Source organism: Arthrobacter sp. UYP4, assembly GCF_057291175.1.
Window position 1 is genome coordinate 320,889 of the sequence record NZ_JBXAVU010000002.1, and the last position, 24,525, is coordinate 345,413.

Here is a 24,525-nt window from a genome sequence, read left to right on the forward strand (position 1 = left end):
TCCGGGGTCCACACCGGTTCCCCTGCCCGGACCGGACCTCCGTCCGCCGGCGGGACGACGCCGGCGGACGCCCGGTCCTGCGTGCCTAGATCTCCGAGCCCTCCAGCAGCTCGGTGACGAGGGCCGCGATCGGCGAACGCTCGGACCGCGTCAGGGTGACGTGCCCGAAGAGGGGGTGGCCCTTGAGGATCTCGACGACGGCGGCGATGCCGTCGTGCCGTCCCACGCGCAGGTTGTCGCGCTGCGCGACGTCGTGGGTCAGGACGATCTTCGAGTTCTGCCCGATGCGGCTCATCACCGTGAGCAGCACGTTCTTCTCGAGGGACTGCGCCTCGTCGACGATCACGAAGGAGTCGTGCAGGCTGCGGCCCCGGATGTGGGTGAGCGGCAGCACCTCGAGCATGCCGCGGTCCATCACCTCCTCGACGACCTCCTGCGACACCAGGGCCCCGAGCGTGTCGAAGACCGCCTGCGCCCAGGGGTTCATCTTCTCGTTCTCGCTGCCCGGCAGGTACCCGAGTTCCTGCCCGCCCACGGCGTAGAGGGGGCGGAAGACCACCACCTTGCGGTGCTCCCGCCGTTCGAGGACCGCTTCGAGGCCCGCGCACAGGGCCAGGGCGGACTTGCCGGTACCCGCCCGGCCGCCCAGGGAGACGATCCCCACCTCGGGGTCCATCAGCAGGTCGATCGCGAGGCGCTGCTCGGCGGAACGCCCGTGCAGCCCGAAGACGTCACGGTCGCCCCGGACGAGCCGTACCTGCTTGTCCGTCCCGACCCGTCCCAGCGCGGAGCCGCGCGGGGAGAGCATGATCACGCCCGTGTTCACCGGCTGCTCGGCCGCTCCCGGGGTGAAGACGGCTGCGTGGTCGTACAGGGCGTTGACCTCCTCGACCGTCGCCTCGAGTTCCGCCACGCCCGTCCAGCCGGAGTCCTTCACGAATTCGTTGCGGTACTCGTCGGCCCGCAGGCCCATCGCGGACGCCTTGACGCGCATCGGCAGGTCCTTCGAGACCACCGTGACGTCCCGTCCCTCGACGGCGAGGTTCTTGGCCACGGCGAGGATCCGCGAGTCGTTGTCACCGCTGCGGAAACCCACGGGCAGCACCTCGGGTGAGACGTGGTTGAGTTCGACGCGCAGCGTCCCGCCCTCGTCCCCGATGGGGATCTCCCTGTCGAGTCCGTCGTTCTCCACCCGGAGGTCGTCCAGCAGCCGAAGGGCCTTCCGTGCGAAGTACCCGAGCTCGGGGTCGTGGCGCTTCCCCTCCAGTTCGGAGATGACGACGACGGGCAGGATCACCTCGTGTTCGGCGAACCGCAGGATCGCACGGGGGTCGGACAGCAGGACCGATGTGTCGAGGACGAAGCTGTGACGGCCGGCCGCCGCGGCCGTGTCGATGGTCCCGGTGGTCGCGTCCTGGCGGGACGTGGTGGTTGTAGCCACAGAAACTCCGCTCCGGGGTGCGCACACCCCGAATTCGTAGGGTGGGGTGGACGATCCGGCCCGGAGGCCGGTCGCGGCCTCCCCGACTCGTACGAGATGCCTGTCAGCACCGTCGGCGTCATCAGCGGCCTTCCATCGGGGGATCTGAACGCCACCCGATGGCTAGACCCTACGCCGTCCGGAGACGCGGCGCAGGTCTCTCCGGCATGTCGATCATTACGGTCCGGTGAACTCTCAGGACCCGAACCTGCGCTGGCGGCGGCCGAAGTCCCGCAGCGCCCGCAGGAAGTCGACGCGCCTGAAATCGGGCCACAGCGCCTCGCAGAAGTAGAACTCGCTGTACGCGCTCTGCCACATCAGGAACCCGGAGAGCCGCTGCTCGCCGGACGTCCGGATCACCAGGTCCGGATCCTGCTGGCCGCGCGTGTAGAGGAAGGACGAGATGTGCTGGTCCGTCAGCTCCTCGGCGAGGGTCTCGAGGGACATGCCCTTCGCCGCGGCGTCGCGCATCAGTTCCTTCACGGCGTCGACGATCTCCCGCCGGCCCCCGTACCCCACGGCGACGTTGACGTGGAGGCCGTCGATCTTCTCGGTCGATGCCGCGAGGCCCACGAGTTTTTCCGCGAGGTCGTCGGGCAGGAGGTCGAGGGCGCCCACGGGCTGCACCCGCACCCGGTTGCTCTCGCCGAGCCGGTCCAGGGTGTTCGCGATGATGTCGAGGAGCTGGTCGATCTCCTCCTGGGGCCTGCCCATGTTGTCCGTCGAGAGCATGTACAGCGTCACGACGTCGACGCCGAGTTCCTCGCACCAGCCCAGGAACTCGTGGATCTTGTCCGCGCCGGCCTGGTGCCCGTGGCTCGTCGGCGCACCCGCGAGCTTCGCCCACCGACGGTTGCCGTCCACCATGACGCCGATGTGGTGCGGGATGCGCTCGGGCGCGAGGTGTCGCTGCAGCCTGCGCTCGTAGAAGCTGTAGCCGACCTCGGGGAACTTCCACGTCACGCCCGGCTGCCTCCCCTGGTCGGCTCCGGCCCGGCCGGAGGAGATTCTCGATGCGGGCTCCCTGTGCCCCCTCCTACCGTACCGGCAGTTGCCTGACACCAGGCCGACCAGGGACGTTCGGTGCCCGTGGACCAGAGGTTACCCGTGGGTAACATAGCTTCGGATCGGCTAGAATCCGAGGCATGACCCCGCGCCGTCCCGCCCCCGTCCCGGGCCCGCCGGATCCCGCCGGCAGCCCTGACACGGCCCTCGGGAATGCGGTGGACGCGGTGGCCGGTCCCCTCGCGGACGCGATCGCGACCAAGCCGCTCTGGCGGGGCTGGATCCATGCCGTCGCCACCCCCCTGGCCGTCGCGGCCGGGATCGTCCTCGTGGTCCTGGCCCCGACCCCGGGACTCCGGATCGCCTCCGCCGTCTACGCGCTGACCGGGGTGCTGCTCTTCGGCGTGAGCGCGGTGTACCACCGCGGCAGCTGGAGTCCCGGCGTCAAGGTGGTCCTGAAGCGGCTGGACCACACGAACATCATGCTCGTGATCGCCGGTTCCTACACGCCGCTGGCCTGGGCGCTGCTCGAGCGCGGCAAGGCCGGGACGCTGCTGTGGATCATCTGGAGCGGCGCGATCGCCGGCGTCCTGTTCCGCAACCTGTGGGTCCACGCACCGCGCTGGCTCTACGTGCCGGTCTACGTGGCCCTGGGCCTGGCGTCCGTGTTCTACATGCCCGACTTCTTCGCCGCGAACGTGCCCGCGGCCGTCCTGATCTGCGTCGGCGGCGTCCTGTACATCGCCGGGGCGGTGTTCTACGGGATCAAGCGCCCCAACTTCTCGGTGCGCCTCTTCGGCTTCCACGAACTCTTCCATGCCTTCACGGTGGCGGCCTTCGCCGCCCACTTCATCGCGATCATGCTCGCCGTGACGGACCCGATCCGGGCCTGACCGGCACGCAGCCCTGCCCGAGCGTCGTCAGCGGTTGTCCGGGCCGTGCGTCCCGCCCGGCCCTGGGCGGCCGATGTCGTCCGGGCCCCGGAACCGGGCCTCCCCGTCGGGCGTACCGTCCGTCCTCCCGCGCTCCGCACGTGCCTGCTCCACCTCCGCGGTGTAGCGGACGCGCCGGATGCGCTTGACCATGTCCCGGATCAGGAAGATCACGAGGACGACGACGAACAGCGTCGCCAGGAAACCCAGTGTGCCGGGCGTCACCGAGGACGGATCCAGCCCCGGTTTCAGCGTCGGGTCGCCCGACGGCGTCGTCGCTGCAGCCAGGCTGAGGGAAGGGAACACGCATCCACCACTTTCGGAGCTCGCGGCGGGCCGAGCAGCCCGCCGCCAGCAATTCTACGCGGGATAGAAGTCGACCGCGGACCTAGGACTCCGGCGTGATGCCCGCGAAGAAGTCGTCCTCGGGCAGGGAGGACCCGACCCGCGACGTGATGAGGGAGTAGTCCTCCCACGGCCACACCTTCTGCTGCAGCTCGACCGACACGGCGAAGAAGAAGCCCTCCGGGTCGACCTGCGTCCGATGCGCGAGGAGAGCCCGCTCCCGGTGCCCGAAGAAGTCGCCGCAGTCGATCTGGGTGGTGGTGGGGTGCACGGGGGCGGGAGGCTGGTGGCCCTCGGCGTCCGCCTCCAGCCACTGCGCGAGCCGCTCGGCGTACGGCGACTGCAGGCCCGCCTCCTCGAGCGCGAAGTGCAGCGCACGGAAGCGCTCGGGGTTGAAGGCGCGGTCGTAGTAGAGCTTGGCCGGCGCCCACGGCTCACCCGTCCCGGGATACCGCTCCGGATCACCCGCGGCGTCGAACGCCTCGACGGCCACGCGGTGCGCCATGATGTGGTCGGGGTGCGGGTAGCCGCCGTTCTCGTCGTAGCTGATGATCACGTGCGGACGGAACTCGCGGACGAGCTTCACGAGCGGAGCCGCCGCGCGTTCGAGGGGCTGGAGCGCGAAGCAGCCGAAGGGCAGGTCGGGCAGCGGATCGCCCTCGGGCAGCCCGGAGTCGGTGAAGCCGAGCCACCGCTGCTGCACGCCGAGCTCGGCGACGGCCCGCGCCATCTCGATCCGGCGCAGGCCGGGGAGGTCGCGCTTGCCATGCGCGTCGTCGTCCATCGCCGCGTTGAGGATGTCGCCGCGCTCGCCTCCCGTGCAGGTCGCGACCAGCACCTCCGCTCCTGCCGCGACGTAGCGGGCCATCATGGCCGCGCCCTTGCTCGACTCGTCGTCGGGGTGGGCATGGACCGCGAGGAGGCGGAAGCCCTTCTGGGACACGCGGGGATGGTCCTGGCTCGACAACACGTGCTCCTGGCTCGATGCGGGAAGGGGACGGCCGGAGGGGCCGCCGTGGGGACGGTAAAATGGCAGCGTGAGCTCCGCCGATACGCCAACACCAAGAGTAGCCAATCGCTACGGCACCCCCAAGCCGAAGAAGCCGATGGGCCGCGTGCGGATGCTGGTCGTCGCGGCGGTCCTGGCGGCCGTGGCCGCGGTCGCCGCCGTCGCCCTGACCACCGGGAGCCCCGCCGTCTCCTCCAAGGACGTCGGGTTCTCCCTCTCCTCGGAGGGCCGGGCCGGCGTCGACTTCGAAGTGACGAAGGACCGCTCGGACACGGCCCAGTGCGCCGTCCAGGTGCTGAGCGAGAACTACGCGGTGGTCGGCTGGAAGGTGGTCACCATCGGTCCGAACAGCGCCGACGAGGGCGTGAACGACGGCGGCACCACCGCTCATCGCGTCGATGTCCGCACCGATTCGCCTGCCGTCTCGGGTGGCGTCAACGCCTGCTGGATCGTCGGGGACTGAGCCCGGAAGCCGACCTTCTTGGGTTATGGCCCTCCCCCCTCTAGACTGGAGGGATACGTATCGCCCCGCTTCACCGGTGCACCGGCCTTCCGGTCCCAGGAGGCGGGGTGTTTGCTTGCCGGTGGTGACGGCCCCGCCCTTCCCCGGTGAAGCGACCACACGCCCCGCCCCGACCGGTGGAGGCCGTACCGAAGGAGATATCCCGTGTCCACTCACAGCGCACCCGTCGCCTGGCTCACGCAGGAGTCCTACAACCGACTCAAGAGCGAGCTGGAGCACCTGTCCGGTCCCGGCCGCACCGAGATCGTGGCCCGCATCGAGCAGGCCCGCTCCGAGGGCGACCTCAAGGAGAACGGCGGCTACCACGCCGCCAAGGAGGAGCAGGGCAAGGCCGAGGCACGCATCCGGCAGCTCACCCATCTGCTGAACAACGCGCACGTGGGCGAGGCACCCGCCGACGACGGCGTCGTCGAGCCCGGCATGATGGTGTCCGCGAAGATCGCGGGCGACGTCGAGAACTTCCTCCTCGGCAGCCGCGAGGTGGCCGGCGACACCGATATCGACGTCTACAGCGAGAAGTCCCCGCTGGGCGCCGCGATCCAGGGCACGAAGGCCGGGGACACCGTCACCTACACCGCGCCCAACGGCAAGCAGATCACCGTCGAGATCATCTCGGCGACCCCGTACGTCGGCTGAGGCCGGCTAGCCCTGCCCGGACCAGGAGCGGTCCGTCCCTCCGGGGACGGGCCGCTCCCGTCTGAGCAGGAACGCAGCCAGTACGCCGCCGAGCGCGCCGAAGAGGTGCGCCTGCCAGGAGATGTTCGTACCGACGACCGGCAGGATGCCCCACAGGATGGATCCGTAGGCGGCGAACAGGACGACGGCGAGGAGGATCTGCTTCCAGTCCCGGTTGTAGAACCCGCGCGTGACGAGGTAGGTGAAGAGGCCGAAGACGACGCCCGACGCCCCGATCGTCAGTCCTCCGCCGAAGAGCCACGTGCCGAGGCCCGAGGCCACCCAGCTGACGCCGATCGCCACGAGGAAGCGGCGTGCGCCCTCGAGGAAGGCCAGGAACCCGAGGACGAGCAGCGGGAGGGTGTTGCCGGCCAGGTGCCCCGCGCCGGAGTGCAGCAGTGGAGCGAACACCACGCCGTCGAGACCCTCCAGCCGCCGCGGTGCGATCCCGAGGGTGCGCACGAGGCCGTTCCCGAGGGCCGCGTCCAGGAGGAGCGCCGCCCACATCACGGCGACGAGGCCAACCACGGTGACCAGCCCCGTCCGGGCCCGCCGGGCGAGGGGTGTCATCGTCGAGGCTCCTCAGCCCTGGATGACCTGGGGCTGGAAGCCCTCCGCGCGCAGGTTGCTGAGGACCTGTTCGCAGTGCTCGTCGCCCTTGGTCTCCATGTTGATGGTGATCGCGACGTCGCCCATGCTGATGGATCCGCCCACCCGGGTGTGGTCCACACCGGTGACGTTGGCGTCCGACTCGGCGATGATCCGGGAGATGGTGGCCAGGGAGCCGGGCCGGTCGTCGAGCAGCATGCGCACCACGAGGTAGCGGCCCGCCGCGGCGAGTCCGCGCTGGATCACCTTCAGCATGAGCATCGGATCGATGTTGCCGCCCGAGAGCACGACGACGGTGTTGCCGGGTCGTGCGCCGTTCTCGGTGAGCTTCCCGTCGAGCAGGGCCGCCACCCCCACGGCGCCCGCGGGCTCGACGACCATCTTCGAACGCTCCAGCAGGAAGATCAGCGCCCGCGCGAGGGAGTCCTCGCTGACGGTCACGACGTCGTCCACGAGTTCCCGGATGATCGAGAAGGGCAGCTGGCCGGGGCGGCCGACCGCGATACCGTCCGCGATCGTCGAGACCTTGGTCAGGGGGACGAGGGCATCGGCGGCCAGGGAGGGCGGATAGGCCGCCGCGTTCTCGGCCTGCACGCCGATGATGCGGATCTCCCGGCCGAGCTCCTTCGCACGCGCCTTGACGGCCACGGCGACGCCGGCGAGGAGGCCGCCACCGCCGACACCCATCAGGATGGTGTCGACGTCGGGCACCTGTTCCAGGATCTCGAGACCGAGCGTCCCCTGCCCCGCCACGACATCCACGTTGTCGAACGGATGGACGAAGACGGCGCCGGTCTCGTCGGCGTACTTCTTGGCCTCGGCGAGCGCCTCGTCGACGTTGTGCCCGTGCAGCACCACTTCTGCGCCGTGCCCGCGCGTCGCGGCGAGCTTGGGCAGGGCCACCCCGAGGGGCATGTAGATCCGGGCGGCGATGCCGAGCCGGGCGGCGGCCACGGCGACGCCCTGCGCGTGGTTGCCTGCGGACGCGGCGACGACGCCGCGGGCGCGCTCCGCCTCGGTGAGCTGCGCCATCCGGTTGTACGCGCCGCGGACCTTGAAGGACCCCGCCCGCTGGAGGTTCTCGCACTTGAACGAGACGCTGGATCCCGTGATCCGTCCGAGTGCCCGTGACTGCTCGATGGGCGTGCGGGCGATGACGCCCTCGAGGGTACGCTGGGCGGCCTCGACGTCGGCGAGGGTCACCGGGAGGTCGGTGCCGTCGGGGAAGTCCAGCACGGTGGTCGCGGTGGGGGTGGTTGCTACGGTCTGCTCGGTCACTGGGAGATCTCTTCCTGGAGGGCTGTCGCCGGCTGGGCGGCGGGAGGTTCCGGGGTGCTGGCCGGTGACGACGGGAGCATGTCCTCCGTCGTCGCCGGCCTGCTAATGCCGGACCCTCCGCTGCGCGGCAGGGCACCCGGGGCGACGACCGGATCGTACTCCCACGCCCGCTGGGCGATGTAGCGCACCGAGGTGTTGAGGACCGCGAGGATCGGGACGGAGAAGAGGGCACCCGGGATGCCCGCGAGGAGCGTGCCGCCGGCCACCGCGAGGACGACGGCGAGCGGGTGCAGTGCGACGGCCGGTCCCATGATCAGGGGCTGCAGGACGTGCCCCTCGAGCTGCTGGACCAGGAGGACGATCGCGAGCATCACGAGGGCGTTGACCCAGCCGTTCGCGACCAGGGCGAGCAGGACGGCGACGGACCCCGTGGCGAGCGCGCCGACGATGGGGATGAAGGACCCGAGGAACACGAGGACGCCGAGCGGCAGGGCCAGCGGGACACCGATGATCGCCGCACCGACGCCGATACCGATCGCATCGACGCCGGCCACGAGCATCTGGACCCGGACGTAGCCGGCCATGGACGTCCAGCCCCTGCGACCCGCGCCGTCGACGGCCGCCCGGGCGCGGACGGGTGCGAGTCCGACGACGAAGCGCCAGATGCGCCCGCCGTCGAGCAGGAAGAAGATGAGGGCGAACACCGTGAGCAGCGAGCCCGCGGCGACGTGGCCCGCCGTGGTCCCGAAGGACAGCGCGCCGCTGAGGATCGAGGCGCTGTTGTTCTGTGCTGCGTCGCCGAGGTCCTGCAGGTACCGGTCGATCTGCGATGCCGTGAGCTGCAGGGGTCCCTGCGCCAACCAGTCCAGCATCTGCTGGATGCCGGCGCGGGCCTCGCCCCACAGACTGCCGAACCCCAGCGCCAGCTGCCGTCCGACGAGGAGGAGTGCGGCCGTGATGAGTCCGAAGAAGCCGACGAGGGTGATCGCCACGGCCAGGCCGTCCGGCACCCGTCGTCGTTGGAGCGCCTTCTTCAGCGGCAGGAGGAGCGCGGCGAGGAGCCCTGCGATCATGAGCGGGATGACGAGCAGGGAGACCCTGCCGAGCAGGTAGATCAGCACGCCCCCGATGACGATGACGAGCCCCAGCCGCCAGGACCAGGACGCGGCCACGCGCAGCGCGAAGGGGACGTCGTTGCGGTCGTCGGGTCGCGGGCGTTGCCGGAGCTCAGCAGGCTGCCGTGGCAGCGGGTCGGGCAGCGCGGCGGCGCCGCGGCTCACGGCGCGCTGGATGGCGCGCTGGGGATTCGCTCCGGGGAGACGCTGCATGGGCCAATCTTTCCATAGAAGGCCCTGGCGCTCCCTATCCGAGACCTGGCAGTATGCCCCATTCGGCGGAGAACGACGCGCCCGGGTCGAGCCAGCGAAGACCCTCCCCCGAGTTGAAGGCATCGGCCGGCGCCGTCATCGGCTCGATCGCGACGGCCGTGCTCACACCCGGGTAGACCGTGCTCACGAAGATGTGCGCGTAGGCGAACGACGCGTCGGCCCACAGCGTCACGCGCCGGCCGTCCGGCGCGGCGAGAACATGCTCGTGCCGGCCGCCGACCTGCTCCAGGGCGGTGAAGGCCGTGTCGATGCCGAGGTCCCCGACGCGCCGGCCCTCGCGCAGGTCGGAGTCCCCGGAGACGGCGACCTTCCCCGTCGGGATGGACCGGTCGTCCGCTTCGAACATCTCGTGCGCCTTCACCGTCAGGGTGAGCTCCTCCGTCGCGACACCGGAGATCCTGAGGTAGGGATGGGCACCGAGCGCGAACGGGGCGGCGTCGTCCGAGAGGTTGGTGAGCTCCTGGGTGACGGTGAGCTGCTCCTGGGTGAGCTCGTAGGTGGCCCGGTGCACCAGGTGGAACGGGTAGCCGTGCTGGGGGAACACCTCCGCCTCCAGGACCACGCGCGACGGAGCGGCATCGACGGCCCGGTAGCCCGTGTTGCGCAGGAGCCCATGGCTGGCGTTGCCCTTCGAGGGTTCGGTGATGTCGAGCTGCTGCTCCTTGCCGTGGAGGGTCCAGCGGCCTCCGGCGATGCGGTTGGGCCAGGGCGCCAGGAGGATTCCTCCGCCCCCGGCCGGGATGTCGCCGTCGCCCCAGGTCTCCGTGAGGGCGACGCCGTCGCGCTCGTAGGACCGCAGGGCGGCGGCGAGGCTGGCGACGACGACCGTCGAGGAGCCGGCCCGCAGGATGTGGTTGGTGCCGCTGGCGAGCCGGGAGTGCGTCATGCTGCGATGCTACCGCCGGTTGTCGCGACCTCCGATCGATTCCCGGCACTGGCATGTCCCCCTATGATAAGTTTTGTTCGTTTTAGTTCGGACTCGTTCGAGTCCTCAGGGTGAGGCAGGAGGACCATGCTCGCAGCGGAACGGCACGCAGCCATCCTCGAGCGCCTCACGCACCAGCCCGCGGTCCGGGTCAGCGGACTCGCGCTCGCACTCGGCGTCTCGGAGATGACGGTCCGGCGTGACATCGACACCCTCGAGGCCCGCGGCGCCCTGATCCGCGTCCATGGCGGCGCGGTCAGGCCCGGCAGCCTGAGCTCGGTCGAGGCCGGCTTCGACGTCAACCGCACGAGGGGCGGACGGGCGAAGGAGCAGATCGCGGCGGCGGCGGTCTCGCTCCTGGTCCCCGGCATGACGGTGTCCATCACGGGCGGGACCACCACGTATGCCCTGGCGCCCCTGCTGTCGCGCGTCCAGGGCCTGACCGTCATCACCAACTCGCTCCCCCTGGCGGACGAGCTCCACCGCCTGCACGCGGCCTCGCCCGCCGAGGCCCCGCAGGTCCTCCTCTCGGGCGGCCAGCTCACCCCGTCCAAGGCGCTCGTCGGCCCCCTCGCCACCAGCACCATCGCGTCCCTCCACGCGGACCTGTGCTTCATGGGAGCCCACGGCGTCGACACCGCCGCCGGCATCACCACCCCCAACCTCGCCGAAGCCGACACGAACCGGGCGTTCGCGCGCACCTGCGGCAAGCTCGTGATCCTCGCGGACTCCACCAAGCTCGGCGTGGTGAGCCTCGCCCGCGTCTCCGCGCTCGATGCCGCTGCCGTGCTGGTCACCGATCGGCAGCCCGACGACGACTACGCCGCCCTGACCCGCATCCTCTGCGATCCCGTCCCCGACCCCCACCTGGAAGAGCGCCCATGACCTCCATCACCCCGACTCGCCTGTCCGACGGGCGAGAGCTGATCTACTTCGATGCGCTCGAGGGCAGCGCCGCCCTGCACCGCGACGCGGCGGCCACCCATGACACCCGCGGGCTCCCGCCGCGGGGGCCGGCCGGGACCGCGCGCTACGACGCCCTGACCGGCGAGTGGATCGCCGTCGCGGCGCACCGCCAGTCGCGGACGCACCTGCCACCGGCGGACCAGTGCCCGCTGTGCCCCACGACGCCCTCGAACCTGTCGGAGATCCCCACCGACTACGAGGTCGTGGTGTTCGAGAACCGCTTCTCCTCCTTCGGCCCGGATCTCGGCGACCTCCCGGCCACGCCCGAGTGGGGTACGACGGCGCCGGCGTACGGCCGGTGCGAGGTGGTCGCCTTCGACTCCGCGCACGAGGGCTCCTTCGGTTCCCTCAGCCCCCAGCGTGCCAGGACCGTCATCGACGCCTGGGCCCACCGCACGGAGGCGCTGTCCGCCATGCCCGGGATCAAACAGGTCTTCTGCTTCGAGAACCGCGGCGCGGACATCGGCGTGACCCTGCTGCACCCCCACGGCCAGATCTACGCCTACCCGTTCATCCCGCCCCGCGCCGCGACCCTCGTGGCCCGGGCGGCCGAGTTCTTCGAGGCCTCCGGCGGGAAGCAGACGCTCCTGGGCCACGCCCTGGCCGCCGAGCGGGCCTCCGGGGACCGCATGGTGATCGAGGGGAAGCACTTCAGCGCCTTCGTCCCGTTCGCGGCGCGCTGGCCGCTCGAGGTGCACCTGGTCCCCCACCGCCGGGTGGCCGACATCGCAGGCCTGACCGGCGAGGAGCGGGACGAGCTCACCACGGTCTACCTGGAGCTCCTGGGCAGGCTGGACGCCCTCTACCCCACCCCCACGCCGTACATCGCGGCGTGGCAGCAGGCTCCGATCGACGACGCCCTCCGGCCCGCGAGCTATCTGCACCTCCAGCTGACCTCGCCCCGGCGCGCCGCCGACAAGCTGAAGTTCCTGGCAGGCTCGGAAGCCGCCATGGGGGCTTTCATCAACGACACCACCCCGGAGAAGGTCGCGGAAGCACTGCGCAGCGCCACTCCCGCCACCCGGAAGGACCCCGCATGAACTCCCCCACCGACCTCGCAACAGCCTTCACGGACCGCTTCGGCGGCGAACCGGACGGCCTCTGGTCCGCTCCGGGACGCGTGAACGTGATCGGCGAGCACACCGACTACAACGACGGCTTCGTGCTGCCGTTCGCCATCAAGCACTCGACGACGGTCGCGGCCGCGGTGCGTCCGGACCGGATCGTGCGGGTCGCGTCGACGTTCGCACCCGATGACGCTCCGGTGACCGCCGATCTCGACTCACTGGAGGAGGGGGGCGTCCAGGGCTGGGCAGCCTATCCGCTCGGCGTCCTCTGGGCACTGGAGCAGTCGGGTCACCGCTGCCCCGGGATGGACCTGCTCGTCGATTCGTCCGTGCCGGTCGGCGCCGGGCTCTCCTCGTCCGCCGCGCTCGAGTGCTCCGTCGCCGTCGCCGCGAACGAACTGTCGGGTGCCGGGGTCTCCCGGCGCGAGCTCGCAGCGATCGGGCAGCTCGCCGAGAACCGCATGGTGGGCGCACCCACCGGCATCATGGACCAGTCCGCATCACTGCTCGGCGAGGCCGGGCACGCGGTCTTCCTCGACTGCCGCACCACGGAGTCGAGGCTCGTGCCGCTCGACCTGGAGGGCGCCGGACTGGAGCTCATGGTCATCGACACGCGCGTCAGCCACTCCCACTCCACGGGTGGATACGCGGCGCGCCGCCGCTCCTGCGAACTCGGTGCCGAGCTCATGGGGGTCCCGGCGCTCCGGGACCTGTCGGTCGGGGACCTGGCCGAGGCTGCGGGCGTGCTGGACGAGGAGACGTTCCGGCGCGTCCGGCACATCGTGACCGAGAACGCCCGGGTGGAGGACACCGTGAAGGTGCTCACCGAGAAGGGACCCGCGGAGATCGGCCCGCTCCTCGTGGCGAGCCACGCCTCGATGCGCGACGACTTCGAGATCTCCTGTGCAGAACTCGACACGGCGGTGGACGCGGCGCTCGACGCGGGAGCCATCGGTGCCCGCATGACCGGCGGCGGTTTCGGCGGTGCCGCGATCGCCCTGGCACGGGTCGGTGACGTCCCGGCCATCCGGGACGCCGTCGAAGCCGCCTTCGCCGCGGCCGGTTTCCGGGCACCGGTCATCTTCAGCGTCCTGCCCGGTGCGGGTGCGGCCCGGATCGCCTGAGAGCTTCCAGGAATGCAGAGGGGCCCGCAACCTCCCGGTTGCGGGCCCCTCTGCTCGTGATCCGCCTCAGCCGGCCGGCAGGCCGGGCGTCCGGATGCTACTCGTCGCCCCGAAGGATCGCGAGGAGTCGGAGGATCTCCACGTAGAGCCACACGAGCGTGACGGTGAGGCCGAAAGCGGCCGTCCACGAGTACTTCTGGGGAGCACCCTGCCGGACACCCTCGCTGATCGAGGTGAAGTCGACGATGAGCGAGAAGGCAGCCAGCCCGATGGCGAGGAGCCCGATGACCAGACCGAAGGGGATGTTGGTCCCCGGGATGTCAGCACTGCGGAGTCCGAACATGCCATCGGTGGCACCGAAGACCATGAGGCCGAGGTTCAGCAGGGAGAAGGCCGCGTAGCTGATGATCGCGATCATGAAGAACTTCATGGCCTTCGGGGTGGCACGGACCTTACCGCTCTTGAAGAGGGCGAGGGTGACACCGAAGACGATCAGCGTTCCGAGCAGCGCCTGCAGCGCGATGCCCGGGAACATGCTCTCGAAGAACATGGTCAGGCCACCGAGGAAGAGGCCCTCGAGACCCGCGTAGGCCAGGATCAGCGCGGGCGACGGCTCACGCTTGAAGGAGTTGACGAGGCCGAGCACGAAACCGCCGAGCGCACCCAGCACCATGAGGGGAAGGGCGAGGCCCGGAACGAGGAACGCAGGGATCGCGGCTCCCACCAGGACGACTCCCAGGGACAGGAGCGTCTTGACGATCACGTCGTCGAACGTCATCCGGCCCGTCTGCGCGGGTCCGGCGGACGGCTGGTTGTACATGTGCTCCAGCTGCTGCTGGTTCGCGACGGTCTGACCCGCGTAGGTCGTGGTGCCGAAGCCTGCAGCCGCGTTGCCCCGCGTAGCGGAACGGAAATTCTTCCCGTTGAAAACCGGATTACCGCCAAGTGCCATTTCTGTAGTCCTCCAATGGGGGGCTGAGTGTTGTTGAAACCCTACCAATTCCAACGGTCCGGCCGGGGTTTTGTTCCCGGGCGCCCGGCCGGACGGAGGAATGGCAGCCGGAATTACAACACCAAGGGCCCTTGGTAAAACTTTCGTTACCGAATCGCTACCTCGTCGCGATGCTTTTGCGAAATCACGAAACATGCCGCTAGTAACATGATCCCCACGCCCGTGACACTCGTCACAACTCTTGATCCCGTCGGCTCGCCGCCGGGCCTGCCCCCACCGTGGAGGTTCCCATTTTGATTCCCCTATCGACGCCTGCACGGATCAGGAGGTCCCTGCTGCTGGTGCTCGGACTCCTGGCCACCGTGCTGCTCGGCGCCCCTGCGGCGCAGGCGTCTCCCCAGCTGCCCGACCAGGCACTGCACCAGGTCCGGACCGCCGGCACCGTCCAGGCCCAGGAGTTCGACAACCGGATCGGCGGCGTGCTCCGCGGTGCCGACGGTCCGATCGCCGACGTCACCGTCACCGCCACCGGCAACGGATTCGAAGGGGAGGCCACATCGGGCCCCAACGGCGCCTGGAGCATCGGGGTGCCCGAGCAGGGCACCTACGAGGTCGCCATCGACGAGGAGACCCTTCCCGAAGGCATCGCCCTGGCCGAGGGCCAGGAGAACCCCCGCCAGGTCACCTTCGCCAACACCTCCAGCGCCACCACGCTGTTCCTCTTCGGCGAGGGGATCGTCGCCCAGCAGACCTCCTTCCTCGAGACACTCGCCGAACGCGCACTCGCCGGGTTCAGCTTCGGCCTGCTGCTCGCCCTGAGCGCCGTCGGGCTGTCCCTGATCTTCGGTACCACGGGGCTCACCAACTTCGCCCACGGCGAGATGGTCACCCTCGGCGCGGTCCTGGCCTTCGCCTTCGCGGCCGCCGGACTCCCCATCGCGGTCGCCATCGTCCTCGCGGTCCTAGGCGGTGGACTCCTCGGCTACGTCCAGGACGCCGGGCTGTGGAAGCCCCTCCGCCGGCGCGGCACGGGACTCGTCCCGATGATGATCGTCAGCATCGGCTTCGCGCTGGCACTGCGGTACATCATCCAGTTCTTCTTCGGTGGCGCCACGCAGCAGCTGCCCGGCTCGCAGAGCCAGATCATCGATCTCGGCTCCATCTCGATCTCGCGCAACAACCTGACGTCGCTGATCGTGAGCCTCGTGATCATCCTGGCGGTCGCGTTCCTGCTCCTGCGGACACGCATCGGCAAGGCGACCCGCGCGGTCGCCGACAACCCCGCCCTCGCGGCCGCATCCGGCATCGACGTGGACCGCGTCATCCGGATCGTCTGGGTCATGGGTGGCATGCTCGCCGCCCTCGGCGGGATCCTCTGGGCCTACTACCGTCCCGGCGTCTCCTACAACATGGGGCAGCAGATCCTGCTGCTCATCTTCGCCGGCGTCACGCTCGGTGGCCTGGGCACCGTCTTCGGTGCACTGGTCGGCTCCATCATCGTCGGGCTGTTCGTGGAGATCTCCACCATCTGGCTTGAGGCAGACCTCAAATACGTGGGAGCGCTGCTGATCATGATTCTCGTGCTCCTGTTCCGGCCGCAGGGTATCCTCGGCCGCCGAGAGCGCATAGGTTAGGGGCTCCCCATGGACTTCGGAAACATCCTCATCAACGCGTTCGGCGAACTGATCAGCCCGACGACGGCCGCCTACGCGCTCGCCGCACTCGGCCTCGCCGTCCACTTCGGCTACTCGGGCCTGCTGAACTTCGGCCAGGCCGGTTTCATGGCCGTCGGAGCCTACGGGTACGCCATCTCGACGCTCAGCTTCAACGCTCCGCTTCCCGTGGCCGTCCTGGTGGCGCTGCTGGCATCGGTCGTCTTCGCGATCGTGCTCGGCATCCCCACCCTGCGCCTCCGCGCCGACTACCTGGCCATCGTGACCATCGCCGCGGCCGAGATCATCCGGTACATCGTCACGACCAACGGCCTCACGGACATCACGGGATCCGCGAACGGACTCGCGGCGTTCGAGGGCGGGTTCTACTCGCTCAACCCGTTCAGGAACGACAGCTACGCAGTCGGCCCCCTCGACATGAGCGGACGGGACCTGTGGATCCGCGTCGTCGGCTGGGCCGTCGTGATCCTCGCGTGCCTCGTCGTCTGGCTCCTGATGCGCAGCCCCTGGGGCCGCGTCCTCAAGGGCATCCGCGAGGACGAGAACGCGGTGCGCTCGCTCGGCAAGAACGTCTACGCCTACAAGATGCAGGCACTCGTGATCGGCGGTGTCCTCGGTTCGCTCGCCGGCATCATCTTCACCCTGCCCCGCGGTGCCGTCCAGCCCGCGAACTACGCGACCGAGCTGACGTTCTTCCTCTACACCTGCCTCCTCCTCGGCGGCATGGCCACTGTCCTCGGCCCGGTCATCGGGGCGATGATCTTCTGGGTGGTGCTGTCGTTGACGCAGGGACTCCTGTACGGCGCGATCGAGGTCGGCGCCATCACGTTCCTGTCCAATTCGCAGGCGGGTCAGCTGCGCTACATCCTCGTGGGTGTCGCACTGATGCTGCTCATGGTCTTCAGGCCGCAGGGCGTCCTGGGTAACAAGAAGGAGTTGGCGTTCGCATGACCGGCAACCACGGCGACAGCAACAGCAACGGCGCGACGGGTAGCACCGCCGGGCTCCCCGACGGTCCGGGCGGTGCCCACGCGGCAGGCGTCCCGGCGGACGGCGGTCCGGCCCCCGCGGCGGGAGTGCCGCACGACCACATGACGGACTCCGAGCCGATCACCACCGAGGCGGCCGGCCCCGGGTGCCGCAAGCGCGACCCCATCGTCGTCGCCCGGAACGTGACACGCAGCTTCGGCGGCATCAACGCCGTCGACGTCGAGCACCTCGAGATCCCCCGGCACAAGATCACGGCCCTGATCGGTCCCAACGGCGCCGGGAAGACCACCCTGTTCAACCTGCTGACGGGCTTCGACGTGCCGAACAGCGGCGACTGGGAGTTCGACGGGAAGCCCCTGGCGAAGGTCGCCTCGCACAAGGTGGCACGGATGGGCATGGTCCGCACGTTCCAGCTCACCAAGGTCATGGGCAAGCTCACCGTCATGGAGAACATGCGGCTCGGCGCGACGGACCAGCCGGGCGAGAGCCTGGCCCGCGCCCTCTTCAAGGGGATCTGGGGCGGGCGTGAACGCGAGATCACCCAGCAGGCGGAGGTGCTGCTCACGAAGTTCAAGCTCGACACGAAGCGGGACGACTACGCCGCCTCGCTGTCCGGTGGGCAGCGCAAGCTCCTCGAGATGGCCCGGGCGCTCATGGTCCGGCCTCGGCTCGTGATGCTCGACGAGCCCATGGCGGGCGTCAACCCGGCGCTCACGCAGTCGCTCCTCGACCACATCAAGAACCTGAAATCGGAGGGGATGACCGTCCTCTTCGTCGAGCACGACATGCACATGGTGCGCCACATCGCCGACTGGGTCGTGGTCATGGCCGAGGGCAAGGTCGTCGCCGAGGGTCCGCCGGACATCGTCATGAAGGACCAGGCCGTCATCGACGCGTACCTCGGCGCCCACCACGACGTCGACCTCGGGGACTCCACGGGCATCGAACGCCTCGAGGAGGAGCTCGCGCAGGACGAGGAGTCGGTCGTCGGCACGGAGGACGAGGGAATTCTCGGCCACGGCGTCACGGAGGTCGGCGGCGCACACGCTGCGGGCTCGCACAAGGATGAGGAGACGAAGTGAGAGAGGAATTCGAGGGCGACTCGGTGGTCAAGGTCACCGACCTCGTCGCGGGCTACATCCCCGGCGTGAATATCCTGAACGGCTGCAGCATCGAGGCACGGCGCGGTGAGCTGATCGGCATCATCGGCCCCAACGGAGCGGGCAAGTCCACACTCCTGAAGGCGATGTTCGGCCTCGTGAAGGTCCACTCCGGCACCGTCGTGGTGCGTGGACAGGACCTCACGGGCCTGAAGGCGAACCGGCTCGTCAGCCGGGGCGTCGGCTTCGTGCCACAGAACAACAACGTCTTCGGCACGCTGACCATCGAGGAGAACCTCCAGATGGGCATGTACCAGCGGCCCAAGGACTTCAAGGAACGCTTCGACTTCGTGGCGGGACTCTTCCCCGAACTGGGCAAGCGCAAGGCGCAGCGGGCCGGCTCGCTGTCGGGCGGCGAACGCCAGATGGTCGCCATGGGCCGTGCGCTCATGATGGACCCGGCCGTCCTGCTGCTGGACGAGCCCTCGGCGGGCCTCTCCCCCGTCAAGCAGGACGAGACGTTCCTCCGGGTCCACGAGATCAACCGGGCCGGGGTCTCCGTGATCATGGTGGAGCAGAACGCGCGCCGCTGCCTCCAGATCTGCGACCGCGCCTACGTGCTGGACCAGGGCAAGGACGCGTACACGGGTACAGGCCGGGAACTGATGAAGGACCCGAAGGTCATCCAGCTGTACCTCGGCACGCTCGCGGACACCGCCTGAGCGGGGTCCGGTGATCCACCGGGAACGGGAGTGATCCGGGCGCAGAGCGCAAGGGGTGGGCGGAGCCGGCAGCGGCTCCGCCCACCGCCGTTTAATGGCCGCTAGGTTGGGGAAGAGAGACGGGCAGGACGACGGAGGGACCCCGGACACATGGCAGGACTGGCCAGCACCACGATCGGCAAAGGGTTCGAGATCCTGTTCCGCGGCATCAAGCACGTACGCCGGCACCGCCCCATCCATGCGCGCGGTCTGAGGCTCGACGGCGACGTCGTGGTGCACGACCACGGCCTCCGCAGCGGGATCCCATGGATGGACCAGCCGAGCACGGGCCCGGCCACGGCGCGCCTCTCGCGGTCGGTGGGGACCCCGGACGGGCTGCCGGACATCGTCGGCCTCGCGGTGCGGATCCATCATCCGGAGACCGCGCCGGCACCGTCGACGTTCTCGGACGTCCTGCTGTCCTCGACCGGGTGGTCCTTCCCTGCGCGTTTCGCCCTGGTCCCCCGGCTCCGCACCTCACGGGCTCCCCTGACCACGATGATGCCGTACCGCGGCGAGGACGGCCCCGTGCTGCTCGGTGCCCGGACGCTCACCCCCTCGGGCCTGCCCTCCTCGCTGCGGGCGTTCCAGCGGGCGCTGGGCGCTGCTCCGTGGCAGCTCGGCCTGTACTTCGCGACGCCGCGCGGTCCCTGGCAGCACTTCGGCACCCTGACGCTCCGCCTGGACCTGCAGGGTGAGGAGAAGGACCTGCACTTCGACGCCGTGCTGCACCCCCTGGCCGGCGCCGGGACCTACGACTGGGCCCGCAGGGTCCGCGAGCCCTCCTACGCCCTCTCCAGGCGCCGGCCGGGGGACGCCTGACCCTGCACCGCCCTGCCCAGGGCCGCGCGGTCGACGCCGCGCCTCCTCGGCTCACGCCGTGCACGGAGAAGGCCCCGTCCACGCCTTCCTGGGAAGGGTGGCCGGGGCCTTCTGCGTGTGTCTTCCGATCGGGAGGGAATCCCGGACTAGAGCTTTCCGACCTCGGAACGGCTCGGCTGGGGCTTGTTCTCTGCGTCGTACTTGTAGATACCGATGGCGGCCTCGGTGGGGTCACCGTTCTCGTCGAAGGTCACGGGACCGGACACTCCGTCGTAGTCGATGTCCTCGCCCTCGCGCAGGAGCGTGACGCAGCCCGCGAAGTCGAAGCACTTGGTACCGTCCTTCGAGACGGACTCGAGCTGCTTCGCGATCTCCGTGCCCTCGACGCTTCCCGCGGCCTCGGAGGCGAGCGAGATGAGGTTCACGGCGTCGTAGCTCTCGCCGGCGTAGGCGTAGCTGGTGAGGTTCGGGTCGATCGTCGCGAGGCTCTCCTGGAAGCCGGTTCCGGTGAAGGGGCCGGGGATGGTGCCCTGGGCTCCTTCGAGGGTTCCTGCGTCGAGGTCCGCGCTGTAGTCGGAGGTGTTGCCGTCGACCATGAACAGCGTGCTGGCATCGATGCCCTTGGCGACGAGCAGCGGGACGATGCTCTTGGCCTCGTCGAAGCTGATGAGGACGATCGCATCCGGCTTCGCCGCGGCGATCGCGTCCACCTGGCTCGAGAACTGCGAGTCACCCGTGTTGAACATCTCGTTGGCGACGACCTGGCCGCCCGCCGACTCGACGGTCTCCTGGATGGTGCCCTGCAGGCCGGTGCCGTACGCGTCGTTCAGGGTGATCATGCCGACGGTCTGGGCGCCACAGGTCATGATGTAGTTGCCGAGCGTGCGGCCCTGGAGGACGTCCGAGGGAGCGGTGCGGAAGTACAGTCCCTGGTCGTCCCAGGTCGTGAACTCGGCGGCGGTGTTGGCGGGCGAGAACTGCACCACGCCGGCACCGGTGATCTGGTTGATGACGGTCTTCGAGACGCCCGACGATGCGGCACCGACGATAGCGCTGACGTTCTGCGAGAGCAGATCGGTCACGGACTGGGTCGCGATGTCGGTGGTGGTGTCACCGGAATCACGGTGCGTGATCGAGATGTCCTGGCCCAGCACACCGCCTGCGGCGTTGACTTCCTCGACGGCGAGGTTGACGCCGGCGATCTCGGGCGGGCCGAGGAACGCGAGGGTGCCGGTGGTCGGCAGGATGGAGCCGATCTTGAGCGGCTCCGGGCTCGTGGTCTTGCTGGCCGGTACGGCTGCGGGATCACCCTTCTCGCCCTGCTCCTCACCGGTGCCGCCCTCGCTCTCGGGACAGGCCAGTGCAGAAGTGCCGGCAGCAGCGGTGGTCTCGGTGTCGCCACCCTCGGCCTCGGAACCCGTGGTCCCGCCGCCACCGCAGCCGGAGGCAAAGAGCGCGATGCCCAGGCTCAGGGCAGCGACCTTTGCCGCGCGCGGGGCATTCTCCCCGATGCCGAACCGCGCGGAGTTGCGTGATGCAGTCATTAATTAGTCTCCTCGACCGAAAGGCTCTTGCCGCCTTTGACGCGATTGCCAGGTGTTCCTGGCTTGTAGGAAAAACTAATGCAATTTTGTGTCTGAGATAAGGGAATCGGGTTACATCCTTGTAACGCTCATCACAGGAGGCGGAACGCACTCTTGACAGCGGGCGCTACTCAGTCCACTGCCTATCGACGGACGGCAGCCGTGCGGTTCGAAACAGGACGGTGGGCCGTGGACGGGGAGTGCCCCAGCAGGGACTCGAACCCTGACTGAACAGATTTTAAGTCTGCTGCCTCTGCCATTGGGCTACTGGGGCCGGCCAGCCGGTCAAGCGTACCGCGGACACGCGGACCTCCCGGACACGCTCCACGAAGAACGACGGCGACCCCGGGGAGGCGGTCGCCGTCGTTCTTCGTGCTGTGCTGCGCTACGTCAGGCGGAAGCCTTGGCGGATGCGGCCTTGCCTGCCGGCGTGGGCGGCTGGCTCTGCAGCGCCGTGTCCTTCTTCGGCGGCGGGGTGGCCGCCTCGCGGAACTGGCGCTGGGGCGTCTGGAGGTCCGAGATCGGGGCGAGGTCGCGGCCGAACAGGAAGCTCATGCTCCAGTTGACGATCACGCGGGCCTTGCGCTCGTACATGGGCATCGCGAAGCCGTGGTAGCCGCGGTGTGCGAGCCAGGCCGGGAAGCCCTTCATGCCGAAGCCCATGATGTTCGCGACACCCTTGAACTGGCCGAAGCCGGCCACGGCGCCGAGGTTGGTGTGGCGGTACTCCTTGACCTCACCCAGCCCGTAGTTCGCCGCCAGGATGTTGGCGGCGAGGAGCTTGGCCTGGCGCACGGCGTGCTGGGCGTTCGGGACGCAGAAGCCGCCGACTCCCCCACCGGTGAGGTCCGGTACGGCAGCGACGTCGCCGGCGGTCCAGGCGTGCTCGATGGGTCCGTCGTCGCCCGTGATGCGCAGCTCGGGGGTGGCACGGACGCGGCCGCGCTCGTCGACCGGGAAGTCGGTGGAGCGGACCACGGGGTTGGCCTGCACACCGGCGGTCCAGATGAGGGTGTCGGTCTCGAACTCGTCGGCGGGCGTCTTGTCCGGCATGTTGATGAGCTTGAGGGTGCCGTCGACGGCGCTGGAGAGCGACGTGTTCAGCAGGACCTCGATCTGGCGGGAGCGAAGGTGGCCGACGACCCACTCGGCCTGCTCGGCGGTGACCTCGGGCATGATGCGTCCCATGGCCTCGACGAGGACGAAGCGCAGATCGGAGCGGCTGAGGCGTCCGTTGGCCTTCACGGCGTCGCGGGCCGCGTCCTCCATCTCCGTGATGGTCTCGATCCCGGCGAACCCGCCGCCGACGACGACGAAGGTCAGGGCGCGATCGCGCTCGGGACCCTCGGGCAGGACGGAGGCCGTCTCGATGCGCTCGAGCATCCGGTCGCGGAGCGCCACGGCCTCCTCGATGGTCTTGAGGCCGATGCCCTGGTCCTTGAGCCCGTCGATCGGGAAGGTGCGCGTGATGGAACCGGCAGCGACGACGACGTCGGTGTAGCCGAGGTCGAACGGGTCACCGCCGCCCGTGGGGGCGATCGTAGCCTTGCGGCCTGCGTGGTCGATCGAGGTGACCTTGCCCGAGATGAGCTCCGTCTTCCGCAGGTGCTTGCGGTGGGACACGATCGCGTGGCGCGGTTCGATGCTGCCGGCGGCGACCTCGGGGAGGAACGGCTGGTAGGTCATGTAGGGCAGCGGATCGACCAGCGTGACGATCCCGCCGTGGTCCTTGACCTTTTTCTGCAGCCTGTGCGCGACGTAGAGGCCTACGTAACCGCCGCCGACGACGAGGATGCGCGGGCGGTCCGAGAAGTGTGGGTTCGATGCCATGTCCCCGATGCTACCGGACTTTGTGAAAATCTTCACTAACTCCGTGGCGGACGCGGAACCCCTGGCGCTCCCCGCTCGTTCCCGCGTCCCGGGACCGCCACGACCAGGCCCGGTTCGTCCCCGGCGGACGCGGTCCGGCGCCTCCTCACGCGGGTCACGTGCAGCCCCCCGCCCGCCAGCACGGCGAGCATCAGGGCCCCGGATCCGAGGACGACGACGGCGGGTACGGTGTGGACCGACGCGAGCGGATCCTCGGCCGTCGGCACCGGCGGTGGAGGGATCACCTCTGCCGCCGGGAGATCCGGCGGCGTGGGCAGGGGTGTGGGCGCCGTGCCCCCGCGACGGTAGAGCTGGATCCACTCCGCCATGCTGCCGAGCCTGTTCTCCTCCGGCACCGCGAGGTCCTCCCCGACAGCGGCGGCGACGTCGAGCACGCCGTAGCCGTAGAGCGTGTCGAACCCCGGGCGGCCTGCATCGCGCGCGGTGCCGACGATGCGGTTGACGACCTGCGCTGCCGAGAGCTCGGGGTACCTGGACCGGATGAGCGCGGCGACGCCGGACACGAGGGGTGCCGCTCCGGAGGTGCCGGACCAGTCGGCGTAGAACCCACCGGGCAGGCCTCCGACGAGATTCTCGGACGGAGCGGCGACCGCGATGCTGATGCCCTCCGAGGACGCCTCGGCGCTTGCGACGCCCGACCGGTCGAGTCCTGCGACCGCGAGGACACCGGGGATCGTGGCGGGCGCACCGACCTGGGTCAGTCCCCCGGCCCGGTTGCCTGCGGCGGCGACGATGACGACGTCGTTCTGCTCCGCGTACAGGAAGGCCTCGTCCCAGCTCTCCGGCCAGGCGGTACTGGTACTGCCGAGGGACATGTTGATGACGTCGGCGCCGTTGTCGACGGCCCAGCGGACGGCGGCCGGTACCTGCTCGTCCACCGTCACGCCTGCGGGGTTGGGGCCGCTGTTCTGCCCCTCGATCCACACCGAGACGGCGAGCAGGTCGGCCTTCGGCGCCACTCCCACGATGCCGTCCGGCCCCTCGCCGTACTGGCCGAAGGGGTCCCGCGCGGGCGTGGCCTTCGCCGTGCTGCCGCCGGACGGCCTGGCCGACGGTCCCGCCTGCTCCGGTCCGTCGGTGTGCCCGCGTCCGGCCAGGAGGGTCCCGACGAGGGTGCCGTGGCCGGGCACCTCCCCGATGCCGCGCTGCCCCCGCGGATCTCCCGCACCGGAGGCGTCCGTGCCGCCCACCACGGCACCGGCCAGATCCGGATGGTTCCCGTCGATCCCGCTGTCGATCACGGCCACCGTGACGCCCTCACCCTGCGTGCTCCTCCAGGCCTCGGCGATGCCGTAGTCCTCGAGCCAGTACTCCTTGGCACGCACCTCGTCCGCCGCGGCGGGCACCGCAGCGGGCAGCAGGGCCACCAGGCCGGCGACGACGGCGGCGCCCGTCCGCACGGCGATGCGCCGTCGGGTGCGCATCAGC

23 protein-coding genes and 1 tRNA gene are annotated in these 24,525 nt (G+C 69.8%); 11 read left to right on the forward strand and 13 right to left on the reverse strand.

Annotation, left to right across the window (positions count from 1 at the left end; translation table 11 throughout):
• Nucleotides 1-85: 85 nt before the first annotated feature.
• Entirely contained in the window at nt 86-1,396 is a 1,311-nt protein-coding gene (phoH2, locus tag AC0Z9V_RS10230) for an RNA 5'-3' helicase PhoH2 (protein WP_485141681.1), read from the reverse strand.
• Nucleotides 1,397-1,675: 279 nt separating this feature from the next.
• Nucleotides 1,676-2,443, reverse strand: a complete 768-nt coding sequence (locus AC0Z9V_RS10235) for an isoprenyl transferase (protein ID WP_133081999.1) — start codon at nt 2,441-2,443, stop codon at nt 1,676-1,678.
• Between the two features lie 182 nt (nt 2,444-2,625).
• On the opposite strand from AC0Z9V_RS10235, the gene trhA reads away from it, so the two are divergent.
• Nucleotides 2,626-3,378: a PAQR family membrane homeostasis protein TrhA gene (gene trhA / locus AC0Z9V_RS10240; protein ID WP_208740665.1), complete on the forward strand. Its 753-nt coding sequence runs from the start codon at nt 2,626-2,628 to the stop codon at nt 3,376-3,378.
• A 27-nt stretch (nt 3,379-3,405) separates the two neighbouring features.
• Here the strand turns inward: trhA and AC0Z9V_RS10245 are convergent, their stop codons facing one another.
• Together AC0Z9V_RS10245 and mca are read right to left on the reverse strand one after the other, a co-directional pair.
• Nucleotides 3,406-3,723: a hypothetical protein gene (locus AC0Z9V_RS10245; RefSeq protein ID WP_485141434.1), complete on the reverse strand. Its 318-nt coding sequence runs from the start codon at nt 3,721-3,723 to the stop codon at nt 3,406-3,408.
• A gap of 82 nt (nt 3,724-3,805) precedes the next feature.
• Nucleotides 3,806-4,729, reverse strand: coding sequence for a mycothiol conjugate amidase Mca (gene mca / locus AC0Z9V_RS10250; RefSeq protein ID WP_485141435.1), 924 nt, complete (start codon nt 4,727-4,729; stop codon nt 3,806-3,808).
• A 70-nt stretch (nt 4,730-4,799) separates the two neighbouring features.
• Here mca and AC0Z9V_RS10255 point away from each other — a divergent pair, with 70 nt between their 5' ends.
• Both AC0Z9V_RS10255 and greA read left to right on the forward strand, forming a co-directional pair.
• Nucleotides 4,800-5,234, forward strand: coding sequence for a DUF4307 domain-containing protein (locus tag AC0Z9V_RS10255; RefSeq protein ID WP_459267593.1), 435 nt, complete (start codon nt 4,800-4,802; stop codon nt 5,232-5,234).
• Nucleotides 5,235-5,438: 204 nt separating this feature from the next.
• On the forward strand, nt 5,439-5,930 hold the full coding sequence (gene greA, locus AC0Z9V_RS10260; RefSeq protein WP_133081996.1) for a transcription elongation factor GreA: 492 nt from the start codon (nt 5,439-5,441) through the stop codon (nt 5,928-5,930).
• Nucleotides 5,931-5,936: 6 nt separating this feature from the next.
• Here the strand turns inward: greA and AC0Z9V_RS10265 are convergent, their stop codons facing one another.
• Genes AC0Z9V_RS10265 through AC0Z9V_RS10280 form a run of 4 tightly spaced genes read right to left on the reverse strand, consistent with a single transcriptional unit; the run spans nt 5,937 to nt 10,130 of the window.
• Entirely contained in the window at nt 5,937-6,539 is a 603-nt protein-coding gene (locus tag AC0Z9V_RS10265) for a rhomboid family intramembrane serine protease (protein ID WP_485141436.1), read from the reverse strand.
• Nucleotides 6,540-6,551: 12 nt separating this feature from the next.
• On the reverse strand, nt 6,552-7,811 hold the full coding sequence (gene ilvA / locus AC0Z9V_RS10270) for a threonine ammonia-lyase (protein WP_133082267.1): 1,260 nt from the start codon (nt 7,809-7,811) through the stop codon (nt 6,552-6,554).
• A gap of 41 nt (nt 7,812-7,852) precedes the next feature.
• Nucleotides 7,853-9,184, reverse strand: coding sequence for an AI-2E family transporter (locus AC0Z9V_RS10275; RefSeq protein WP_485141437.1), 1,332 nt, complete (start codon nt 9,182-9,184; stop codon nt 7,853-7,855).
• A gap of 34 nt (nt 9,185-9,218) precedes the next feature.
• Nucleotides 9,219-10,130 (reverse strand): aldose epimerase family protein, encoded by a 912-nt coding sequence (locus tag AC0Z9V_RS10280; RefSeq protein WP_133081993.1) that lies wholly within the window; start codon nt 10,128-10,130, stop codon nt 9,219-9,221.
• Nucleotides 10,131-10,256: 126 nt separating this feature from the next.
• Here AC0Z9V_RS10280 and AC0Z9V_RS10285 point away from each other — a divergent pair, with 126 nt between their 5' ends.
• From AC0Z9V_RS10285 to galK, 3 genes are read left to right on the forward strand one after another with little or no spacing between them, the layout of a single operon-like run.
• Nucleotides 10,257-11,054 (forward strand): DeoR/GlpR family DNA-binding transcription regulator, encoded by a 798-nt coding sequence (locus tag AC0Z9V_RS10285; RefSeq protein ID WP_133081992.1) that lies wholly within the window; start codon nt 10,257-10,259, stop codon nt 11,052-11,054.
• Entirely contained in the window at nt 11,051-12,175 is a 1,125-nt protein-coding gene (galT, locus tag AC0Z9V_RS10290; protein ID WP_485141438.1) for a galactose-1-phosphate uridylyltransferase, read from the forward strand. The genes AC0Z9V_RS10285 and galT overlap by 4 nt, the downstream gene beginning before the upstream one ends.
• A complete protein-coding gene (galK, locus tag AC0Z9V_RS10295; RefSeq protein ID WP_485141439.1) occupies nt 12,172-13,326 on the forward strand; it encodes a galactokinase in 1,155 nt (384 codons plus the stop codon). Before galT ends, galK begins: the two co-directional genes overlap by 4 nt.
• Nucleotides 13,327-13,423: 97 nt before the next feature.
• Here galK and AC0Z9V_RS10300 read toward each other — a convergent pair whose 3' ends face one another.
• Nucleotides 13,424-14,278 carry a Bax inhibitor-1/YccA family protein gene (locus tag AC0Z9V_RS10300; protein WP_133081989.1) on the reverse strand — a complete coding sequence of 285 codons (855 nt, stop codon included), beginning with the start codon at nt 14,276-14,278 and terminating at the stop codon, nt 13,424-13,426.
• Between the two features lie 293 nt (nt 14,279-14,571).
• On the opposite strand from AC0Z9V_RS10300, the gene AC0Z9V_RS10305 reads away from it, so the two are divergent.
• The 5 genes from AC0Z9V_RS10305 to AC0Z9V_RS10325 all read left to right on the forward strand — a co-directional run bounded on the left by AC0Z9V_RS10305 (nt 14,572) and on the right by AC0Z9V_RS10325 (nt 19,624).
• The gene (locus tag AC0Z9V_RS10305; RefSeq protein WP_133081988.1) at nt 14,572-15,912 is read left to right on the forward strand and encodes a branched-chain amino acid ABC transporter permease; all 1,341 of its coding nucleotides are present in this window, start codon (nt 14,572-14,574) and stop codon (nt 15,910-15,912) included.
• 9 nt (nt 15,913-15,921) lie between these two features.
• Nucleotides 15,922-16,902: a branched-chain amino acid ABC transporter permease gene (locus AC0Z9V_RS10310; RefSeq protein ID WP_133081987.1), complete on the forward strand. Its 981-nt coding sequence runs from the start codon at nt 15,922-15,924 to the stop codon at nt 16,900-16,902.
• A 140-nt stretch (nt 16,903-17,042) separates the two neighbouring features.
• Complete coding sequence (locus AC0Z9V_RS10315) at nt 17,043-18,023, forward strand: ABC transporter ATP-binding protein (protein ID WP_133082266.1); 981 nt, start codon at nt 17,043-17,045, stop codon at nt 18,021-18,023.
• On the forward strand, nt 18,020-18,763 hold the full coding sequence (locus AC0Z9V_RS10320; protein WP_133081986.1) for an ABC transporter ATP-binding protein: 744 nt from the start codon (nt 18,020-18,022) through the stop codon (nt 18,761-18,763). Before AC0Z9V_RS10315 ends, AC0Z9V_RS10320 begins: the two co-directional genes overlap by 4 nt.
• Nucleotides 18,764-18,913: 150 nt before the next feature.
• Nucleotides 18,914-19,624 carry a hypothetical protein gene (locus AC0Z9V_RS10325; protein ID WP_459288336.1) on the forward strand — a complete coding sequence of 237 codons (711 nt, stop codon included), beginning with the start codon at nt 18,914-18,916 and terminating at the stop codon, nt 19,622-19,624.
• Nucleotides 19,625-19,770: 146 nt separating this feature from the next.
• Here AC0Z9V_RS10325 and AC0Z9V_RS10330 read toward each other — a convergent pair whose 3' ends face one another.
• From AC0Z9V_RS10330 to AC0Z9V_RS10345, 4 genes are all read right to left on the reverse strand, one after another.
• Nucleotides 19,771-21,168: an ABC transporter substrate-binding protein gene (locus AC0Z9V_RS10330; RefSeq protein ID WP_133081984.1), complete on the reverse strand. Its 1,398-nt coding sequence runs from the start codon at nt 21,166-21,168 to the stop codon at nt 19,771-19,773.
• Between the two features lie 240 nt (nt 21,169-21,408).
• A tRNA-Leu gene (locus tag AC0Z9V_RS10335) sits at nt 21,409-21,481 on the reverse strand.
• 116 nt (nt 21,482-21,597) lie between these two features.
• Nucleotides 21,598-23,037 (reverse strand): NAD(P)/FAD-dependent oxidoreductase, encoded by a 1,440-nt coding sequence (locus AC0Z9V_RS10340; protein ID WP_485141440.1) that lies wholly within the window; start codon nt 23,035-23,037, stop codon nt 21,598-21,600.
• Between the two features lie 35 nt (nt 23,038-23,072).
• Nucleotides 23,073-24,521 carry a S8 family serine peptidase gene (locus tag AC0Z9V_RS10345; protein ID WP_485141441.1) on the reverse strand — a complete coding sequence of 483 codons (1,449 nt, stop codon included), beginning with the start codon at nt 24,519-24,521 and terminating at the stop codon, nt 23,073-23,075.
• Nucleotides 24,522-24,525: the final 4 nt, after the last annotated feature.